The 18527-nt window shown below is 38.4% G+C and carries 17 protein-coding genes and 3 pseudogenes; 8 read left to right on the top strand and 12 right to left on the bottom strand.

The genetic code is table 11. The features are described 5' to 3' along the window. Positions 1–206: 206 nt before the first annotated feature. Both BSM4216_RS01510 and BSM4216_RS16840 read left to right on the top strand, forming a co-directional pair. Entirely contained in the window at positions 207–668 is a 462-nt protein-coding gene (locus BSM4216_RS01510; RefSeq protein WP_003354843.1) for a MarR family winged helix-turn-helix transcriptional regulator, read from the top strand. 87 nt (positions 669–755) lie between these two features. Continuing rightward, positions 756–917 (top strand): glycine zipper domain-containing protein, encoded by a 162-nt coding sequence (locus BSM4216_RS16840; protein WP_169799170.1) that lies wholly within the window; start codon positions 756–758, stop codon positions 915–917. Between the two features lie 102 nt (positions 918–1019). Here the strand turns inward: BSM4216_RS16840 and BSM4216_RS01505 are convergent, their stop codons facing one another. Both BSM4216_RS01505 and tnpA read right to left on the bottom strand, forming a co-directional pair. Further along, positions 1020–2141 carry an RNA-guided endonuclease TnpB family protein gene (locus BSM4216_RS01505; RefSeq protein ID WP_048622484.1) on the bottom strand — a complete coding sequence of 374 codons (1122 nt, stop codon included), beginning with the start codon at positions 2139–2141 and terminating at the stop codon, positions 1020–1022. Positions 2142–2152: 11 nt separating this feature from the next. After that, positions 2153–2342, bottom strand: a pseudogene (tnpA, locus tag BSM4216_RS16610) (IS200/IS605 family transposase); the annotation flags it as partial. Here tnpA and BSM4216_RS16605 point away from each other — a divergent pair. Further along, positions 2323–2552: pseudogene (locus tag BSM4216_RS16605) on the top strand (transposase); the annotation flags it as partial. The pseudogenes tnpA and BSM4216_RS16605 sit on opposite strands and share 20 nt — an antisense overlap. A gap of 215 nt (positions 2553–2767) precedes the next feature. On the opposite strand, the gene BSM4216_RS01500 reads toward BSM4216_RS16605, so the two are convergent. Then, the gene (locus BSM4216_RS01500) at positions 2768–4435 is read right to left on the bottom strand and encodes a S8 family peptidase (RefSeq protein WP_053083207.1); all 1668 of its coding nucleotides are present in this window, start codon (positions 4433–4435) and stop codon (positions 2768–2770) included. Positions 4436–4999: 564 nt separating this feature from the next. Here BSM4216_RS01500 and BSM4216_RS01495 point away from each other — a divergent pair. After that, positions 5000–6085 (top strand): S-layer homology domain-containing protein, encoded by a 1086-nt coding sequence (locus tag BSM4216_RS01495; protein WP_048622483.1) that lies wholly within the window; start codon positions 5000–5002, stop codon positions 6083–6085. Between the two features lie 851 nt (positions 6086–6936). Next, entirely contained in the window at positions 6937–7326 is a 390-nt protein-coding gene (locus tag BSM4216_RS01490) for a VOC family protein (RefSeq protein WP_048624351.1), read from the top strand. Between the two features lie 73 nt (positions 7327–7399). Here BSM4216_RS01490 and BSM4216_RS01485 read toward each other — a convergent pair whose 3' ends face one another. The 5 genes and pseudogenes from BSM4216_RS01485 to BSM4216_RS01465 form a co-directional block, all read right to left on the bottom strand. Further along, positions 7400–8044, bottom strand: coding sequence for an SDR family oxidoreductase (locus BSM4216_RS01485; protein WP_048622482.1), 645 nt, complete (start codon positions 8042–8044; stop codon positions 7400–7402). Between the two features lie 364 nt (positions 8045–8408). Further along, a pseudogene (locus BSM4216_RS01480) lies at positions 8409–8863 on the bottom strand (DUF421 domain-containing protein). Positions 8864–9014: 151 nt separating this feature from the next. Beyond that, positions 9015–9218: a hypothetical protein gene (locus BSM4216_RS01475; protein ID WP_048622480.1), complete on the bottom strand. Its 204-nt coding sequence runs from the start codon at positions 9216–9218 to the stop codon at positions 9015–9017. A gap of 6 nt (positions 9219–9224) precedes the next feature. Further along, positions 9225–9677 (bottom strand): MerR family transcriptional regulator, encoded by a 453-nt coding sequence (locus BSM4216_RS01470; protein ID WP_040341231.1) that lies wholly within the window; start codon positions 9675–9677, stop codon positions 9225–9227. Positions 9678–9889: 212 nt separating this feature from the next. Then, positions 9890–10075, bottom strand: a complete 186-nt coding sequence (locus BSM4216_RS01465) for a hypothetical protein (RefSeq protein ID WP_048622479.1) — start codon at positions 10073–10075, stop codon at positions 9890–9892. 480 nt (positions 10076–10555) lie between these two features. Here BSM4216_RS01465 and BSM4216_RS16980 point away from each other — a divergent pair, with 480 nt between their 5' ends. Continuing rightward, the gene (locus tag BSM4216_RS16980) at positions 10556–12250 is read left to right on the top strand and encodes a M30 family metallopeptidase (protein WP_053083206.1); all 1695 of its coding nucleotides are present in this window, start codon (positions 10556–10558) and stop codon (positions 12248–12250) included. A gap of 170 nt (positions 12251–12420) precedes the next feature. Continuing rightward, on the top strand, positions 12421–13395 hold the full coding sequence (locus BSM4216_RS16975) for an Ig-like domain-containing protein (protein ID WP_053083205.1): 975 nt from the start codon (positions 12421–12423) through the stop codon (positions 13393–13395). Positions 13396–13732: 337 nt separating this feature from the next. Here BSM4216_RS16975 and BSM4216_RS01455 read toward each other — a convergent pair whose 3' ends face one another. Then, positions 13733–14335, bottom strand: coding sequence for a lysophospholipid acyltransferase family protein (locus BSM4216_RS01455; protein ID WP_048622478.1), 603 nt, complete (start codon positions 14333–14335; stop codon positions 13733–13735). 439 nt (positions 14336–14774) lie between these two features. Between BSM4216_RS01455 and BSM4216_RS01450 the strand changes: the two genes are divergently transcribed. Beyond that, on the top strand, positions 14775–15761 hold the full coding sequence (locus BSM4216_RS01450; RefSeq protein WP_048622477.1) for a DMT family transporter: 987 nt from the start codon (positions 14775–14777) through the stop codon (positions 15759–15761). A gap of 69 nt (positions 15762–15830) precedes the next feature. Here the strand turns inward: BSM4216_RS01450 and BSM4216_RS01445 are convergent, their stop codons facing one another. The 3 genes from BSM4216_RS01445 to rhaD form a co-directional block, all read right to left on the bottom strand. Then, positions 15831–17162 carry an MFS transporter gene (locus BSM4216_RS01445; RefSeq protein ID WP_003353997.1) on the bottom strand — a complete coding sequence of 444 codons (1332 nt, stop codon included), beginning with the start codon at positions 17160–17162 and terminating at the stop codon, positions 15831–15833. A 197-nt stretch (positions 17163–17359) separates the two neighbouring features. Then, a complete protein-coding gene (rhaM, locus tag BSM4216_RS01440; RefSeq protein WP_048622476.1) occupies positions 17360–17674 on the bottom strand; it encodes an L-rhamnose mutarotase in 315 nt (104 codons plus the stop codon). Between the two features lie 19 nt (positions 17675–17693). After that, the gene (gene rhaD, locus BSM4216_RS01435) at positions 17694–18527 is read right to left on the bottom strand and encodes a rhamnulose-1-phosphate aldolase (RefSeq protein WP_003353999.1); all 834 of its coding nucleotides are present in this window, start codon (positions 18525–18527) and stop codon (positions 17694–17696) included.

The raw sequence follows: 18527 nt of genomic DNA, 5'->3' as shown, positions 1-18527 counted from the left end.
ATCATACATCTCTCATTCAAAAAAGGAAAAACCCAGTGAAAAATGAATTCATATATGTTTTCTAATTCCACAAAAATAGTTCGTTATTATTTACTTTTTTCTCGTAAAATTATGTATAATATTATTAAATACTGTATTTATTTCGTTAAATAATAAATTTTTATTTACTAATAAGTAATATACTATTAAAATCAAGAAAGGGATGCATGGGATTGACTTCGAAAACAGACAAAATCGCGGAGAGCTTCATCCGACTTCTTCCGCTGATTTACAACAAGATGAACAAACCTGTCGCAAATCATAAGGCTGCACCCAAAACGTCTGATTTGACCCATTTGCAATTTCATATACTGGAGGAATTGTTTCATACTAAGGAGGGTATCTCCATGACCCAACTAGCGCAAAACATCAACATTTCAAAGCAGCAGTTGACCCCTCTGATCGCTAAGTTGGCGGAAAACAACTATGTGGAAAAAGCGAAGAACGATCGCGATCGGCGATTTGTCAAACTGATGTTAACCGAAAAAGGAAAAGAAACAGTAAAAAAGCGCTGGGAAGACTTCTATTATCTATTCTGCGAGAAAATAGGTCAACTTGACGAAGAGGATTTGATTGATTTTGACTATGCGATCCATAAAATCATTCGAATCTTAGAAAAGCTCGATTGAATGATCTGAAGTAAAATAAATTGCCATTTTTCATCCCTTCCGTTTAGTGATCGAAATATCCAATTGAAGATAAAAGGAGTATGAATTATGTCTAAGAAAAACGGTGAATGGAATATCCACTTAATATCCTTTGGTGCTATCATTGGCGCAGTCATTGGTGTTGTTCTCGGTCATATTGCCACTGCCATTGCGATTGGAGTGGCAATGGGGGCTGTTTTTCATGTGATCAATAGAAAGAAACAGAAGTGAACTACCCGCCACCTACGCTTCGCTTAGAGTTGGGGGCTTCTAAGGTAATCGCACCTAACGGTACGAAATTTACTTAGCTATCGAGCCTGTTCCATGCTCTATTTATGATGATGTTAATGCCAACAGTCGCAATCCTTCACGCTTGATATTGATAGAAGCATTCCAATCTCTATCTGCTACAAAACCACAATCACAATGGAATATGCGCTCAGAAAGAGATAGAGACTCCTTTACTTGACCGCAACATGAACAAGTTTTGGATGATGGAAACCACTTATCTATTTTGAGAAGCTTTTTCCCCTGCTCCTCTAACTTGTATTGGAGAAATTTCGTGAACATGCCCCATGCATGATCAGCAACGCTTTTGCCGAAATTTAGTGCTTGGGACATTCCCTTCATGTTGAGGTCTTCGATAACCACGCAATCATATAGTTTCGCTAATTTGTACGATTCCTTATGTAGAAAGTCTTTTCGTTGGTTCGCAATTCTTTCATGTAGCTTCGCCACTTTTAGTCGTTGCTTGTGCCAACGATTAGAACCTTTCTTTCTGCGTGATAGAACACGCTGTTCTTTCGCTAATTTTCCCAAGGCTTGGCGATAGAAACGAGGGTAATTGGCTGTCTTACCTTCTTCACTATCGACAAATAAACCGTTCATGGAAAAATCTAAGCCAACAACAGCTTGTACTTCTTTTTGTACAGGTTGATGTTCGTATTCAGTGAGAATAGAAACATAGTATTTTCCTGTTTTTGTTCGAGAAACCGTACAAGACTTGATGATATGATGTGACGGAATTTCTCGATGTTGTTTGATTTTTACAAGTTTCAGTTTCGGTAATTTGATATAACCATCCAAAAGCATAATGTTTCCGTTGACCACGTTGGTTGTGTAGGACTGTCTCGCCTTTCGGCTTTTGAACTTTGGAAATTCAGCACGACCAGAGAAGAAGTTTTGGTATGCCTTCTGCAAATTCAGTTGAGCGTTTGCCAACGCAAGGCTGTCTACTTCTTTGAGCCATGGAAATTCCTTTTTGTACTTTGCAGGAGTCGGGAATTTTTTTTGCTTTTTCAAGGCTTCTTTGTCGTCCTTGAATGGTTCATATGTTTCCATTCGTTCAGCCAACATTTTGTTGTAGACGAAACGAACGCAGCCGAAGGTTTTTGTAAGAAGTTGCTCTTGTTCTTGTGTTGGGTACAGACGAAATTTATATGCTTTGTTTGCCATATCAAATCACCTCACTTCCTCCCTTGATTTTCTATATACTGCTTTATCACTTCAATGGGCGCACCACCTGTTGTAAGTAAGCAAAAGCTTCTTGACCAAAAATACTCTTTCCAAAGTTTTCTTTTCACTTGTGGAAAATGCTTTTTGATAAGTCTTAGAACTTGCACTTTTATAGGCATTGATGAACTTTGATAGTTCACTCGTAAAATATCGCAGACAAGTGATTGATGATACCATATCTGACTATGCAAAAGATATGTTTATTCGACTTGGTGAAAATTACAATATTTCCTTGGTCGAATGGAATCACGATATTGACCATGTGCATATTTGTTCAAAGCACATCCGAATGCCTTCCATTTATATAACACTGATTATATCATAGCACAAAAAAGAGACAGCTTTAGGCTACGCCTAACCGAAATTCATCTCCCACTTTCACTGGTGCCTCCGCACTTTCACGTTTAGAAGTAGGAGACTTCTTTCGGAGGAAAGTTAAAAGACCCTCTCCAAGAGAGAACTTTCTCAATTGAACAGTTAGTTCAAATCAAATAAAGAGAATTTCCAACAAAAAAGAGGCTTGATCTCAAAAGTCATTTTGCTTTTGAGTCAGCCTCGTTTTTCTATTACCGAACCTGCATTGAATTGAGCCGTTTTTGAAGCCTTGTTTTTTCTGACCCCTTTGGAAGTTTGCTAATATAAGATTGCGCTACTGATTTGTAAGATTTTGTCTTATATTTTTGAGTTAAATTCACATATTTTTGAGCTTGCTGCAAGTTGATCAAGTATTGCACTTTATTGATTCTTGTTAGCAAATTGTTTTTTTCCGCGCCTGCCGGCAGGTTGGAGATCGCTTGGAGCGCTTTTTCGACATTGGCATGAGAACGATGGTGTTCGACATACGAAACTAGTTTTTGAGCCTGATCAGACAAGCTTTTTTTAACGGCATCAAGCCTTTTTTGCAGCTGCGTTTTGTCCGCCCCATTGTCCAAGCTGTTGATCGCTTGCTGCGCAGCATCCACATATTTCTTCGTACGGTATTTCTCCGCCGATGCTACTGCTTGCTGAGCGATCTTTAACTTAGCTTGCACGTTTTCACTCGCACTCTTGGAAGATACATTCAACGGGTGATAAAAGACCATTCCGTAGCCGTACCAGTCATCTTTTCCTTTTTTTCCAAGATCCATTGCTTCCTTCTCCGCCTCTGCCCGCAGCTGGCTATTCAATTCATTAGGATGCATTTGTTTTAATAGAGCCAACATGCCGGCCACATGAGGAGCCGCCATCGAGGTGCCGCTTCCGACTGCATACTCTCCATTCAAATAAGTGCTGACGATATTTTCACCCGGTGCAGATACTTCAATTTCCGGACCAGTTGCGGAAAAAACAGAACGATTTTTATTTGAATTTAATGAAGATACCGCCACAACACTGCTGTATTTGGCCGGATATTCCACCGTATCTCCTGTACCGGATGAATTCCCATTATTTCCTCCTGCTGCAACAAGCAAGATGCCGCTTTTATATGCCTTATCGACTAAATCATGAAGGATTTTGGAGTCGGTGCTTGTCCCAAAACTCATGTTAATAATGTCCATCTTATTTGCAATCGCCCAATCCAGAGCTTCTGCAATATCTTGCAAGTTTCCGTTTCCGTTCTTATCCAACGCTTTTACGGCATAAATCTGAGCATCCGGTGCGACACCGGCGATCCCTATGCCATTACGTTTAGCGCCAATGATTCCGGCTACATGAGTACCATGTCCATTATCATCTTTATAGGAAGAGGTGTAATCGACAGTGGACACTCCGCCTGGAATATTCAAATCCGAATGAGAGGCAATCCCCGTATCAATCACGGCGATTTTGACGCCTTTACCGGTCACCCCGTTTTCCCAAGCTTTGGATGCATTAATCGCCTGCATGTCCCAAGTTTTTTCATTGGAAGAAACGGCGCGGCTTGTACTTAACGTTTGAAAACTCGAATCAGCCAATTGAAACGGAACATTCTCTTCCACATAGGCAATATTTGGATTCGACTCTAATTGACGAACGTCTTGTTTGTCCGCCGTAACAGAAACGGCCGGAATGCTTTTAAATTGATGTTCTACATCATGGCTGTTTTCAATAGCGGCCTCTTTTCCTTTCATGTTTTTATAAACGACGACCACTTCTTTTTCACCTTTTTGAGAAGAGGGCTGGTCATTCGCCGAGGCAATCCCCGATTCCACATTCAACCCTAAAGCCAAAGAAACCGACAGCAATAAAGCATAAAATGCCGTTTTTTTCTTCATCTTCCATTCCCCCAGAGGCACACATTTTTATTCTATGTAAAAACAAAATTAGAAAGATATTACAATCTTTTATTTTCATTATATCACCTAACATCTGCTCTACAAAACAGTATAAATGGAAACTTTTGCATCATCGGCGGAGAAAGTGGCTGGCGATTCTCCATGTACAATCTATCTCTATTTATTTCTCGATCGCTTCCTTAAATTTTTCAGGTTACAGTAACATCTCCATAATTGGTGTTATTTTGATCATGATGTTCTCTTCACTACCTCCTCAAAGAGATTTCGGAAAACATTAATCGTTGTCAAAATATAAGTGGAGCAGAATCTCATGTTGAACGTGTTCATACTGCTGTTCAATTTCAAAAAACTATTCATTGGAAATCCAGCATAAATATTACATCTTTTTCGCCAGGAGTAAAATCCTTATAATATGTTAATTTTGACAAAATATCAGGTCTTTGGGCTGATTTAATCTTATTTTTCAAAATTAATAGTGACTATTTAGAGCTTTTTCTCTTAAAATGGAACAACAAGCACTTTTTACAAAAAAAGGGGGATTATATGAAAAAAGTTATTCCTATTCTAGCCTTGCTGTTGGTTCTTCTTGTGCCTTTCAAAATGGTGTCGGCCGCTGAAAAGACATCAGACATGTACTATCCTGAAGATGTGGACGATGATTATTGGGCACATGACGAGATACAGGACTTTTTATCTGCTGATATTATTGATGGAAAGATACAGTATGATGAAGATGGATTCCCTTCCGTCTATGTAAAGCCAAACGAAAATATTACGAGAGCCGAATTTACGAAAATGATTGTCAATGCAATGGGACTGGAGTTAAAAGGAAAAGCCAAGTCTTTTGCTGACGTAAAATCCGGCGCTTGGTATTATCCATATGTTCAAATTGCAAGCAGTAACGGCATTATTAGTGGACGAAACGATGGAACATTCCATCCGGGAGACAAAATTAAACGCAGTGAAATTGCTAAAATGGTGTACAATGCTTTCCAAAACACCATTCAGTTTAACCCCATTCGTAAAACTTTTAGCGATGTGCCAAAATCAAGCTTTGCTTATGAGGCCATTCATAAAAATGCGGCCAACGGAATCATCCAAGGCTATGGAACTACTTTTAAGCCGAATGATTTGGCAACTCGAGCACAAGCCATTGTTATGATTTATCGTGCTTTGCACCAAGAGACAACAGCACTTCCTGACAAACAGCAATTAATTGATTTTGTAAAGCAATTTGAATCAAATGAAAGCCAATATATAAAAGATCAGAATTTTGATGCTTTGACTCAATTGTATAAAGACAATACAATCGGCTATTACCGAGCATCAGGTTTAGAATCAATTGACTTTTATCAATCGTTGAAGAATGAAAATGCTCAAATCACGATTGAACCTATCGGTGATCCTACTTATAACGTAAAAACTTTAAATAATCGTTATGCAACAGTAGAATTAACCAATGCAAAAGTCAAAATCACATTAAAATCTCCAGACTTTAATTTTGATGTAACCGAAGATCTATCTGGTCTATTCTTTTTAAAGCTAGATTCAAAGAGTCAAAAATGGAAAATCTATGATTTCCAAGCATATAACACAGATCCGGACGAGCTTCCGCTTTTCGGACTCTGATATGATTTTTTCTGAAGGCTAAAACCTCCTGTTTTTTATGAACAGGGGGTTTTTAATAATCCTTGTCTACCAACGTTATTCTGTAACTCTGCTTGAGTTACTTCATCTCATCCATTTGGCAGAAGAAATATAAAAAAAGCCAAAAGTTTAAATCAGATAGGAAGTTGCTGTACTGAAACTATCGCTTCTGAATGGCAAAGGAGGATAAAATCGAGTAGGAGGGAGCGATTAACTCCCGTCCTCTCACACCACCGTACGTACGGTTCCGTATACGGCGGTTCAATTAAGATAATTGACGCAAGTCTTTATAACTTCCGTGAATAGCTGTTCTCTTTATGCCAGTGGTCACTCCACCCTCCAAGAGGTCTCCCACGGGATTCACCGCTTCCTCCCTCAAGTGAGGTACTACGTTTTCTGTGTTCATCATGACTCACTGAATACCAAGGGCTATTCTCTCTTAATTGTTCGGTCCTTCTTAGTTGTTCTAGACCAACTAATACTATGACCTCTGCTGACTTCTGACGGTTCAGCTACTTATCACTAAGTAGGTTATGAAGAGTACTTCACATATCCGCCAGACCTCCCCGGGTAAGTACATGCACTTTCACACCATCTATCCGCCTCATTTACTCGATATGACCTTCGACAGAAAGAGCTTTGTTTTGTTATGCAAACTCACTCAATCATACCTAGCCTTATATGAGGTTCGTGTTCCTCGGACCGGTGTTTTGCCTCCAGCTTCCTTCAGATTCCGCGTCACCACGGACACCCTTGCTCTTGGCTAACCTCTACTTCTGTCTTCGGGGTTCGGGACTTACACCCTATAGTTCATGTACATGCCGGGCGCACATATGAAAAGCGTCAATCCTTATATCATTGTGGAAAATTGTCAAGAGGCATTGAATTATTATCAAGAAGCATTGGGCGGAGAAATTAAAAATGTTCAATTAGCAGACGATGTTGAAATGTTTAAAGGGCATGAAGGCAAATGTTTGCATGCCGAGCTGCATCTTGGAAACAGCATCATCCATTTCTCCGATCCTTTCGGTCGTGTGGAAAAAGGGGATAATGTCAAAATCACGATCGAATTTGACAGTGAAGAAGAAATTCGTAAAGTATATCAATCATTGGTTGCCGACGGCCAAGCGATTTTGGAACTGCAAGATACGTTTTGGGGCGCTCTCCATGCCAATGTAATAGACAAGTACGGCATAGGCTGGATTTTGAATTATCAAAAATAATGGCAAAAAAAGAAGCCCTTGATCCGTATCAAAGAAATGCTGAAATACGGATGGAGGGCTTTTTTAAAAAAGACTATAGGTTTTTCAAAGCATCCGCAATCGGAATTTCACCGGAAATAAGATCAAAGGAGCGATAATACGTATTTTCCTCATCCAGAGAGGCTACAATTGTTTTCGCCACATCCTCCCGCGAAATCGTCCCTCTATTTAAATTTTCAGCCGCAAAAATCTTTCCTGTTCCCGGTTCGTTCAACAATCCTCCCGGCCGGATAATGGTATAGGCTAAACTGCTTTGTTCCAGCATAATATCCGCATAGTGTTTAGCCACATAGTACGGCTTGATGGCCTCGTTCCAGTTTTTTCGATTGTGGGCCTGAATGGCGCTCACCATAATAAACCGCTTGATCCACAATTTTTCGGCAGCGTCCATTGTTTTCACAGCTCCATCCAAATCCACCAACAGCGTTTTGTCTGCTCCTGTATGCCCACCGGAGCCGGCAGTAAAGACAATGGCTTCACAGCCTTCCGCCGCTTCAGCAATTTTGTCCACGCTGTCTTCCAAATCGGCAATCGCTGTTTCTACACCCAATTTTTCGAAAGATTGAGCCTGTTCTTCTTTTCTGACCATCGCTCGCACTGTATGTTCATTGCTTTCTTTTAATAACCGAACAACATGCTGCCCAACTTGGCCATTCGCTCCAACAACCAAAACTTTCAAGATTCCCAACTCCTCCCATTCTTATCCTTCTTAAACAAAACCTAATGTTTCATTGCTTTTTATCTCTTCTGGCCCGAGCTATGCAAACGAAACAAACCGATATATTCCATCCACTATCATGGGACATACTCCCCATTTACGTTTCAATTTATTATATCATGCATCGTTTGATCACTTGCAATGTCCATATCAGCTTAAACAAAAATTTTACAATAGGCGCCCTTTGCTGATTTCGAATCATTCTGTACAAAAGTTTAGATCATCGGCAAATGAATCACGCTTCCCACGTTCAACTTTTTATTACTAAAATGAATGGTAAGAAACAGCTTTTTCCCTCCGACGCCTAAATGTCTGAGCCGTTCTTTTATTTCAATGAATCAGGAGTAGACTTTTTCTCCGTAATTTCATCAAAAATATTTATTTGGGAGCTTTCTTTAGATTCTTCATTCTTTATATAGGCTTGCATCAACTTTTTAAACTCCCCCACGGTTAAAGGCTTGGCATCCTCTGTCAACTCATATCCTAATTGTCCGCTTGGTTCAATAGTAGCTGTTTTTATATCAGAAAAATTGGCAATGCCTTGCTGACGAAGACGCAATTCCAACTGATCCACTGTTAATCGAAGTTTACGCAGCGCATCTGTTTGAATTTGTCCATTTTGAATGACGACCATCGCTTTTCCAGATATAAATGTTTCCAATCGATTGTCGTTTCCGGCAACGTCATTTGTGAAATAGTTTTTCTTCCTGCAATCCGAAGGAGCAGTATGCCAGCAAAGATAAGAAATAAAGCTTTTCCAATAGTCCCAAGCAACACCATAACTCCCTTCTCGTCCCATTATTCAATAATATGTGTAGGCTGCGCTTAGAACATGCATGTATGAATACAGATGTTCAAAGTGTTATGTGTGTCTGCTTCCGATATGAACCAAGTTCTTCTTCCATTCCCTTTCTTGAAACCATTTAATTTCTCATCCTAAATAAAAAAGCACAGTTGACTCAGGTTTTCCACTGAATTCAACTATGCTTGAAAAAGATCTTGCATCAACGGTCAGAAATTCTCTACCCTTCGAGACACAAAGGTCAAACGAAATCCAGCGGCGGAAAAACTGCCCCAAACAGCTCGTTATCTCCAACCCAGCATTTGCGGGAATTGCCCCCTTGCCGATGGCCATCTTATCTTATTTCTCCTTTTCCAATCGTTCAATGGCCTTTTCCGCCCTGTTTTTTAAGTCCATTAATTCCGACTCCACTTTTAAAATCTTTTCCTTTTTCTGTTCAATGAGCAATAATTGCGCATCGACTGTATTTAAAAGATCGGTTAAGGCTTGAATTAAATCCTCCGCTTTGTCTTTTTGTTCGCTTGTTCCTTTTACCTGTCTGTATTTTACTCTCTGCTGTTCCAATGTATTGCTTAAAGAAATAAAATGTTGCAGCTCTTGAAGAGTAAATCCCAACACTTCTTTTGCGTTCGTAATTTTCTTTAAAAACTCAACATGCTGTTGTGAATAAAGTCTAATTCCCCCTTTGCTTCTCGGAGGAGAAGGCAGAAGCCCAATTTGTTCATAGTATCGAATCGTTCGTTTCGTTAAACCGCTTTGCTTGGCCACGTCATCTATTTTTAATTCATCCATGTTCCTCACCTAAATCTCCTTCTGACTGCATCTCCTCGATGAAGGGGATGAAATCCGTTCTTCTATTTATTATACATGAAAAACGGGAACCGATATGAGCGCTTTCCCCTGTCCAAAACCAAGTTCACAGAATTGTTCTATCTCTCTTTCATACGGAATGCTCATCTTTTCCAACGAAAAAGACAAAATAAAAAGCCCTTACTTCCAGGGCTTCATTCACTCCATGATGCAATCAACCAAGCAATAATCGAAACAACGGGAATAACAATGAAAGAAATTTTTAATGTCTTTTTTGGCCGCTTTATAAAATTGACAGCATAAATGGGAATGCCCAATGTGACTGTATCCAAAATGGCTAAAACGATGTTTTTTGAAAGAGATCGCTCTGCATCTTTCACTATTTCATCCCCTCTCTTTTATCGTTTCCAAGAATTTTTTCGCGCGGCATCCGGCACGATCCACTGAAACCCGCTCCGCAATAACACAAAAATCCTTTGGGAACTATCACTCTATATCGTGCTCAAATGGTTGAAGCCTTGATCCTTAGGGAAATTCCGACCCTTTGGATTTATATGATGCCTCGTTCATCGCACGCATCGTTGCGAATGTTAAAAATTTATGGATACTTGCCCAATTACTTTTCCCCGTTTTTCGTAGTACAAAAACGAAATCGGAAACAAAAAAATTTCAGACAAAACGATCGATTCATTTTGAGAATTTTTTGAAATGATTTTACATTTATTAGATTAGAAGTATACTATTTGTATGCAAAATACTTATTTTTAGCGCAAAAGAACTATTTTTTTATATTTCAATCTGTTAAAATACGGAAAAATGAATTAACATTTAAAAGATAGCATATCTAGAGAGGAATCGTCTTGCGGTCATTCAAAAAATTTGTCTACTTATTTCTTTCCATCCTACTTGTGTTTTCATTACCAATAGGAGTACATGCAAATGAAAAGGGTATCAATAAGCCTTCAAAAATCTTATATCCAGAAAAAATTTCCAATCAATTTACTAAGCCTTTGAAAGCTAAGCAAGAAACGGATCAAGATTATAGGAATCCTGATGATTACCCATTCGCTTCACCTGGACAACACCTTGGAGTTTTATCGGATAGCTACGGTCAATCTCATTACCTGACTTACAACAACACAGTTGATTATTCGAATTCGGATATGGAAGTCCTACTTGGGTATCAAAGTAATACAACAAATAAAGATGCCTATCTTAATATCGAATTTTATAAGAATGATAATGGTTCCATGTCGTATTTAGGAAGCTCAACTTTTAATGTGAAGTATCTGGTGGGCAGCTTTTCTTTAGAAACCATTATCGGTAAGTCGGTCTATGAAAATGATCCTTATATTTATATGAGAGTAGGAGTTATACCTAGCTTATATGCTTCATACTACTCTGATGTCACTTATTTTAAAGTGAATAATCCATTTTGTAAAGAATCAACGACCCCAGATTCTAATCATTATGTGTTGATTAGCAACGAATCCACTAATGGCGATCAAATCGAAAATTCCGGTTCATTTAAAATCAATAATGATCAATATTCGTTAAACAAAAACATCGCAAAAAGCGCCTATAAAATGGACTATGTGAAACCTTTTGACGCCAAAAAATATAAAAATAACTTCATAAAAAGAGAGGCCAAATCAATCCGCCCATTATATCAAGTAGGAGACAGCAAGAATTTTTGGGTTTCCAATCTTGTAACGAATCAAGATTATCAAATTAAGGCAACTTTGAGTTATAGTGGTTCACACTCAAACGTATGGGTAAATAATAATCAAATTACACAAGAAGAAGCAGAGCAACTCGGAAAAGAATTTGACGATAAAATTCACCCTTTAGATGTAGAAAATTTCGGGAATGAATCAGATGTAGACGGAAACGGAAAAGTGGATATTCTTGTGTATGATATACAAGATGGATTTAATCAAAGCGGAGGATATGTTGCAGGTTATTTTAATCCAGCGGATCTTTATGCTGTTCCTGATTCCAATCAATCTGAAATCTTTTATATCGATACATATCCAACGATGGGGACGAGCTCAAATAAAGATGTCTCTGCTGCTTACTCCACGCTTGTCCACGAATTTCAACATATGATTAATTTCAACGAGAAAGTATTGATTCAAAAAAAAGAGCCTATGGATACATGGATGGACGAAGGGCTTTCCATGGCCGCCGAACAAATTTACGAAAATCAAGCTCTGCAAGATCGAATTGATTACTATAATTATGATACGGATATTACAAATGGACATTCACTCCTATATTGGGATTATGATGGGGATACTTTAGCCAATTACTCTCTATCCTATTTGTTTATGCAATATTTCAAGATTCAATGCGGACAAGGGGATCGAATTTTTAAAGAGCTGATAGATGATCCACACAGCGATTACCAAGCCGTCCAAGATATGATCCAAAAATATATTGATCCAAATCTTACATTTGGAAAATTTATGACAGATTTTAGAGCGGCGCTTCTATTGAAACAAAAATCCGGATTATACGGATTTAAAGGGAATCCGGCTTTCGACTCACTGTAGGAAAAAATCTACAGCGGAAGTTCACTTTATTTGAATGGCGGGGGAGCAGTTGTTAAAAAGTTCGTTCGCCTGAAGACTATAGTATCCCTGCAGATAAAGGATCAGATGTTACTTATACGTTTTTAACAAAAGATCAAGGCACCACTGTACAACAACCTACGAAACCATCCGTGAATAAAGTCGGCGATCATGACACGTCTGTGACCGGAACCGCTGATCCAAATAATAAAATAACAGTAGAGGCAAGCGGTAATGTGATTGGTTCTGACGATGCAAATAAAAATGGCCGTTTTTCCGTCGCCATTCCTGTGCAAAAAGCGGGCACTGAATTACATGTATATGCGGAAGATTCGGTGGGAAACAAAAGTGAAGAAACCATTGTAACGGTGAGTGACAACACCGCGCCGACAAAACCGGCAGTCAACGTAGTAAGCGACCGTGATACAGTTGTCACAGGAACAACCGAAGCAAATGCCAAAGTAACCGTAAAAACAGGCAACACAATACTAGGAATTGGTACAGCAAATCAAAGCGGTCAATTTAAAGTAACGATTACGAAACAAAGAGCAGGCACGACCTTAACTGTATTCGCCGAAGACGCGTCCGGCAATAAAAGTGCTGCCGTTGCAGTGAATGTGCTGGATAAAACCCCGCCGGCAAGCCCAACAGTCAATATTTTTGGCGACAACCAATTAACCATAACCGGAAAAGCTGAACCCGGATCAACCGTCACAATCTATTCCGGCAATACCCTACTAGGAAAAGCCACTGCCAATAGTTTAGGAGCCTTTTCAGTTCTTATTAAATCTAAGCAAAAAGCAGGCACAACTTTAATAGCTTATGCCACGGACAAAGCCGGCAACAAAAGTGCAGGCAAGGCTTTTAAAGTAGCAGACAAAACGGCGCCAAGTATTCCAACGGCTAATAAAGTGACATCTAAGTCAACAGTGATTACAGGAAAAGCTGAACCCGGATCAACCGTTTACGTATACAACGGAAATAAATATATCGGCAAGGCCATTGCTGACTCTAAAGGAAATTACAAAATCAAAATATCCAAACAGAAAAAAGGCACGACTTTAAAAATTTATGCGAAAGATAAGGCCGGAAATCAAAGTGGAGTTCGATATGTGAAAGTACAGTAAGGGATTGATCTTAAAAAGAAATTCCACATGAGACTGTTTCAAAACGACGGAGAAAACCATCCAGCATCACTTGATTTAAGTGGTTCGGGATGGTTTTTTTAGTGTTAGATTTAATTGAGGTGCTCTAATGACGTCTTTTCAAGGATCGGACGCATACAACCATTGGAGCTTAAAAGCGTCCACACATTGTATATTCGCCTTCTATGCTTCATTCTTAGCCCAACAACTTTTTGGACGACACAAAATAGATTTCCTCTCTAATGAATCAACCTATAGTGCTCATTCACACTCATCAATCAATAAAAATACCCATCATTTCAACGATGGGCATCTTCTTTTATTCCTTTTCTAATTCATTTTCCAATTCTTTTATTTTGGTCTCTAATCGTTTTAAGGCATAGTCGATTAATTCATCTCGGTTCATTTCTTGTTTTTCTTTATCAAAGATAAGGGGTTCACCGAATAGAACGTGCGATTTTTCTCCCTTCCATAATCCGCTGAAATTGGTTGGACCTTTATAAGCAGCAGGCAATATAGGGGCATTCGATTTTAATGCGACAGTCACAGCCCCTTTTTTTAAAGGAACATCTTCACTTGTTCGCGTCCCGCTCGGAAATATGCCTACACATTGGTTCTTTTTCAAGATCTGCATAGGAATTTTTAAAGCACTCGGCCCCGGATTTTCCCTATTGACAGGAAATGCGTTAATAGAGCGGAAAAAACGATCTCTCCATTTTCCCTTAAAGAGCTCTTGCTTCGCCATATAATGGACAGGTATCGGATAAAGAGCAAGAGCCAACATAATGACATCGACCCATCCCCTATGAGAACACGTCACCACAAATCTTTCATCGGATGGAATATGCTCTTTCCCCTTCACCTTTAAAAGGCGAAACATTTTCACTAACAACAATAAGATCGTACTGATCAGTCGATACATGAATTTCCTCCAATCTTTCACAACATCATGATATGGAGAGGCAAAGAATAAGAGGCAGAAGATTCTCTTTTCTGCCTTCGCTTCATTTTAACATACTCTTAGGATGAAAAATTCCTAAGTTCTAAAATATTTATAAATTTTCATAAACCTTTTTTGACCTTCATTCCAAGTGTTATAAATACAGAAAAAATGCCAATATATGTTTTTAATGCCAAAACCATAAAAGTGCTCAAAAAACAGAGCATTCTTAAGATATCTTTTAAACAATCGTTTTCATTTTATTCAAAGCGGATATATTGTTCAGTAATTCACATAACTGCTCTTTTTCATTTGTGAAATACTGAACTATAATGATGTTTGTGTCAAAAGGAATGATGAATAGTTGTCTACATTTAATACTCAGATGACTGCACGATTCTAAAAAATCGAGGTAATCAAGATGAAAAAAGGTTTTCTATATATCATTCTATCGGCTGTTCTTTTTAGTACGATGGAGATTGTGATTAAAGTCATGTCTAGTGACTTTAACTTTCATCCTATTCAACTGAATCTTATACGTTTCTTTATTGGAGCGATGATTTTAGCTCCTCTTGCTATTCAACATATGAGAAAAAGTGGGTTTACTTTAAAAAAAGAACATCTATTCTTTTTCATCATCACAGGTTTTTTATGCGTTGTCGTTAGTATGACGTTTTATCAATTAGCGATTGTTTATACAAAGGCATCAACCGTAGCAATACTATTCAGCTGCAATCCACTTTTTGTCGTTCCGCTTGCCCATTTTCTATTAAAAGAGAAACTTACTAAGCGAACCATATGGGCATTAGTCATTAGCTTGATCGGCATTTTAAGCATTGTGAATCCATTCGAAATTTCTAATCCAGCAGGCATTGTTTATGCACTATTATCAGCCGTTTCATTTGCCCTCTACAGCGTTGTAGGCAAAAAAGGAATTCGACAATATAAATGTGACGGCGTTATCTTAACTTGTTTCAGTTTTGTAACAGGCAGTTTAGAGATTCTTGCTCTCATTCTTATTTCAAAAATAAATGCTGTGTCTAATTGGCTTACAAGCATCGGACTGGATGTGTTTGCGAATGTACCCGTCACCCAAGGAATTACATGGAGTACATTGCCTAGCTTAATTTATATTGGTATTTTTGTGACGGGACTTGGATTTGCTTTCTACTTTTTAGCAATGGACGTCACATCCGCTTCTACAGCCTCTACGGTGTTCTTTATCAAACCGGCATTAGCTCCGATCTTAGCCTTCTTTCTCTTGAATGAAGCTATTTCTGCCAATACAGCAGCCGGAATTGTTTTCATTATGATTGGTTCATGTCTGATTTTATTTGCAGACAAAAAACCAGCAAAACTCAGTGTCCATCGCCCAAAAATTCATTCACATATACGTTCCAACGGATGACAAAAAGAGCCCAATTTCTTTATCAAAATTGGGCTCTTTTCTTTCTCAAAATTGGGCTCTTTTTCATTTTTATACTTTGTTATTTACTTTATCCGTTTGGACTCCTACATTTTGTACAACATCATTATTATTCAATCCATAACGTTCTGCTTCAATTTCTTTTAAACTTTTACCTTGAGTGTTTGGAGCAAGAACGATACCAATCACACAATGAATGACTAAGAAGATAATCATCACAATGCCTGCAACTTGAAATCCTAGTTTATCCATTAAGGTCGGTAAAAGGAACGACCAAATCGCAATTCCAAAACGAACTAAGAAATAAATGAAACCTTGAGCACCTGCACGATATTTAGTTGGGAACAATTCACTGGCCCATAACCCGTAAAATGCCTGAGCACCAAACCCTGCTGCACTTCCCCAAAGAATAACAAACGCAAATAACGAGAACCAATTCATACCCGTATAGGTTAAAATTAGCCAAGCAACAATACCCATGACAGCCCCTAAACCAAATAAGAAACGTCGACTGTATTTATCACCTAGTTTCATAAATACGGTATACGTTGTTAGAACCGTCAATCCCCACAAAAAGGCTTGAAGCAAATTCGCTTGTTCTCCTGTAAGTCCTCCGACATTTTGATAAATATACGGCATAAAATACCCCATTGCTCCGGCAGTTAAATTCCAGAATAAATAAATCCCTACTAGTAAATAGAATGCTTCACGATTTACTTTTAGACTAAATAACTCTTTTAAACTACTTCTATATTTTTTCCCTATTATTAACTCTTTTTCCTTCCCTTCTTTCCAAATTGTGGATTCAGACAAACCTTGACGAATGTACCATGTAATAAACGCAATGACTAAGAGATGAAGAAAAATAATACGGCTACCTAATAAACCAAGTGGTGCGAGTAAGACAGCTAACAAGAATGTGATCATTGGACCTGTTGACCAAGCTAATTGAGCAGTTCCTACATGGGCTGCTCTTTGAGAATGTGGAGCTTCTTCGGCAATATACGTCCAAGATGCTGGCACCCCTGCTCCAACAGCAACTCCTGTAATAATGGTACCAATCAAAAGCATTGGAAAATTAACAGAAACAGCAATTAATAAAACACCTAACATATAAAAGAGCAAATCATATGCGTAAATAAATTTGCGGCCATACTTGTCACATAAATAACCACCAAATAGGGCTCCAATAGCGGCACCAAAAGCATTTGCACTTAAAGCGCTTAAAAGCCCCACCGATATGCTGTCTAAATGAAGATATGCTTGCCACATTGTTAAGCTGCTTGCAGCGGCTATAATAGATCCCGCCTCAATATAGTTAGCCATCGCAACGGATATAGTTGCTTGCCATCCCGTAGTCTTTTTTCTCCCAATGTTCCCCATATTTCTCCCTCCCACCTTATTAATTTTATTTTCATAGAAAACTCGCCAATATTGTTACCGCTTACATTTATAGGTATTTCGATATCCCTAAATTAACCGTAATGGGTTACATAAGCTGTTTCAGTTTTTTAAACATCTGACACCACATACATGAATGTGATACACTATTTATTGGTATGCGGTGCCTTACCCCTGTCTTAATCCAAATGGAAAACTTCTTGTAAATCAATGGAAACGGGACTGTTATCTTCGTCAGTTTCCATCAAAGGTTCCATATAAGCCCACCATTTTTTACAAATCTCAGTTTGTGCTATTTTCTCATATAATGCTTCATCTTCTACTTCCAGGTAAGCGAACAGTCTACCTGTTTTGCTATCTAAAAAAATTGAATAGTTCTTAACACCATGAGCCTTTAATTCTTTTTTCATCTCAGGCCAAACTTCAGTATGACGTCGTTTATATTCTTTATATTGATCTTTGTGTACAAACATGATGCTTGCTTTTCTAACCAACTTCGTTCACCTCTTTGATTCAAGATTCCAACTCCAACACACCTGGCCTTGGAACAACTCCGAATGCTTTTGCTAAATCATGTAATTGTTGATCAGTTATTGTTTGTTTAACTCCCCCTTGTGTACAAACAATTGTGTAAACTTGTGCGGCTTTTTCTGCAGTTTCAATTAATCCAAAGGTTTCATCCATGGTTGTACCTGCACCGAAAATACCATGATGCGGCCATAATACAAGACGGACATCTTTCATTTTTTCAGCTGTCGCACGTCCAATCGAATCCGTGCCCGGTACCATCCACGGAATGATTCCAACCCCTTCCGGAAAAACAACTATACATTCTGTACACATTTTCCACAAAGTTTTTGAAAATGCGATCTCATCTAAAGGATGAGTAAATGTCATCCCAATTAAATGCGTTGCATGGCAATGTATAATGACACGATGATTTGGATCGACTTTAAGACGTTGGATATGACCCATGAAGTGCGTAGGTAATTCACTTGTAGGAAAACCATTATCTTCAAGCCCCCATAAAATTTCAATAGTCTTTCCATCTTTTGTTACTCGAATGATTCCTAGATTTGACTCAGGATCATCCATCACATTTTTGAAATATTTTCCTGATCCTGTCACAATAAAATATTTTCCAGCAAGTTCAGAAGCATCAAACTTTATTGGAACCCTTCTAATCACATGATTCAAATTTAAATAGGGGCTGATTTCTTCTTCTTTTAGTAAATAAGTAATATTTCCCCCGTTACGCTCATCCCACCCTAAACGATAAAGATTTGCAGTTGTTTTCATCATTTCTTGTAAAAACTTTGCTGATAAAATATCTAATTGAACCACCAT

The organism is Bacillus smithii, assembly GCF_001050115.1.
Taxonomy (GTDB): Bacteria; Bacillota; Bacilli; order Bacillales; family DSM-4216; genus Bacillus_O; species Bacillus_O smithii.
The sequence above is the reverse complement of the archived record's forward strand: the minus strand, read 5'-3'. Positions and strand labels throughout refer to the sequence as shown.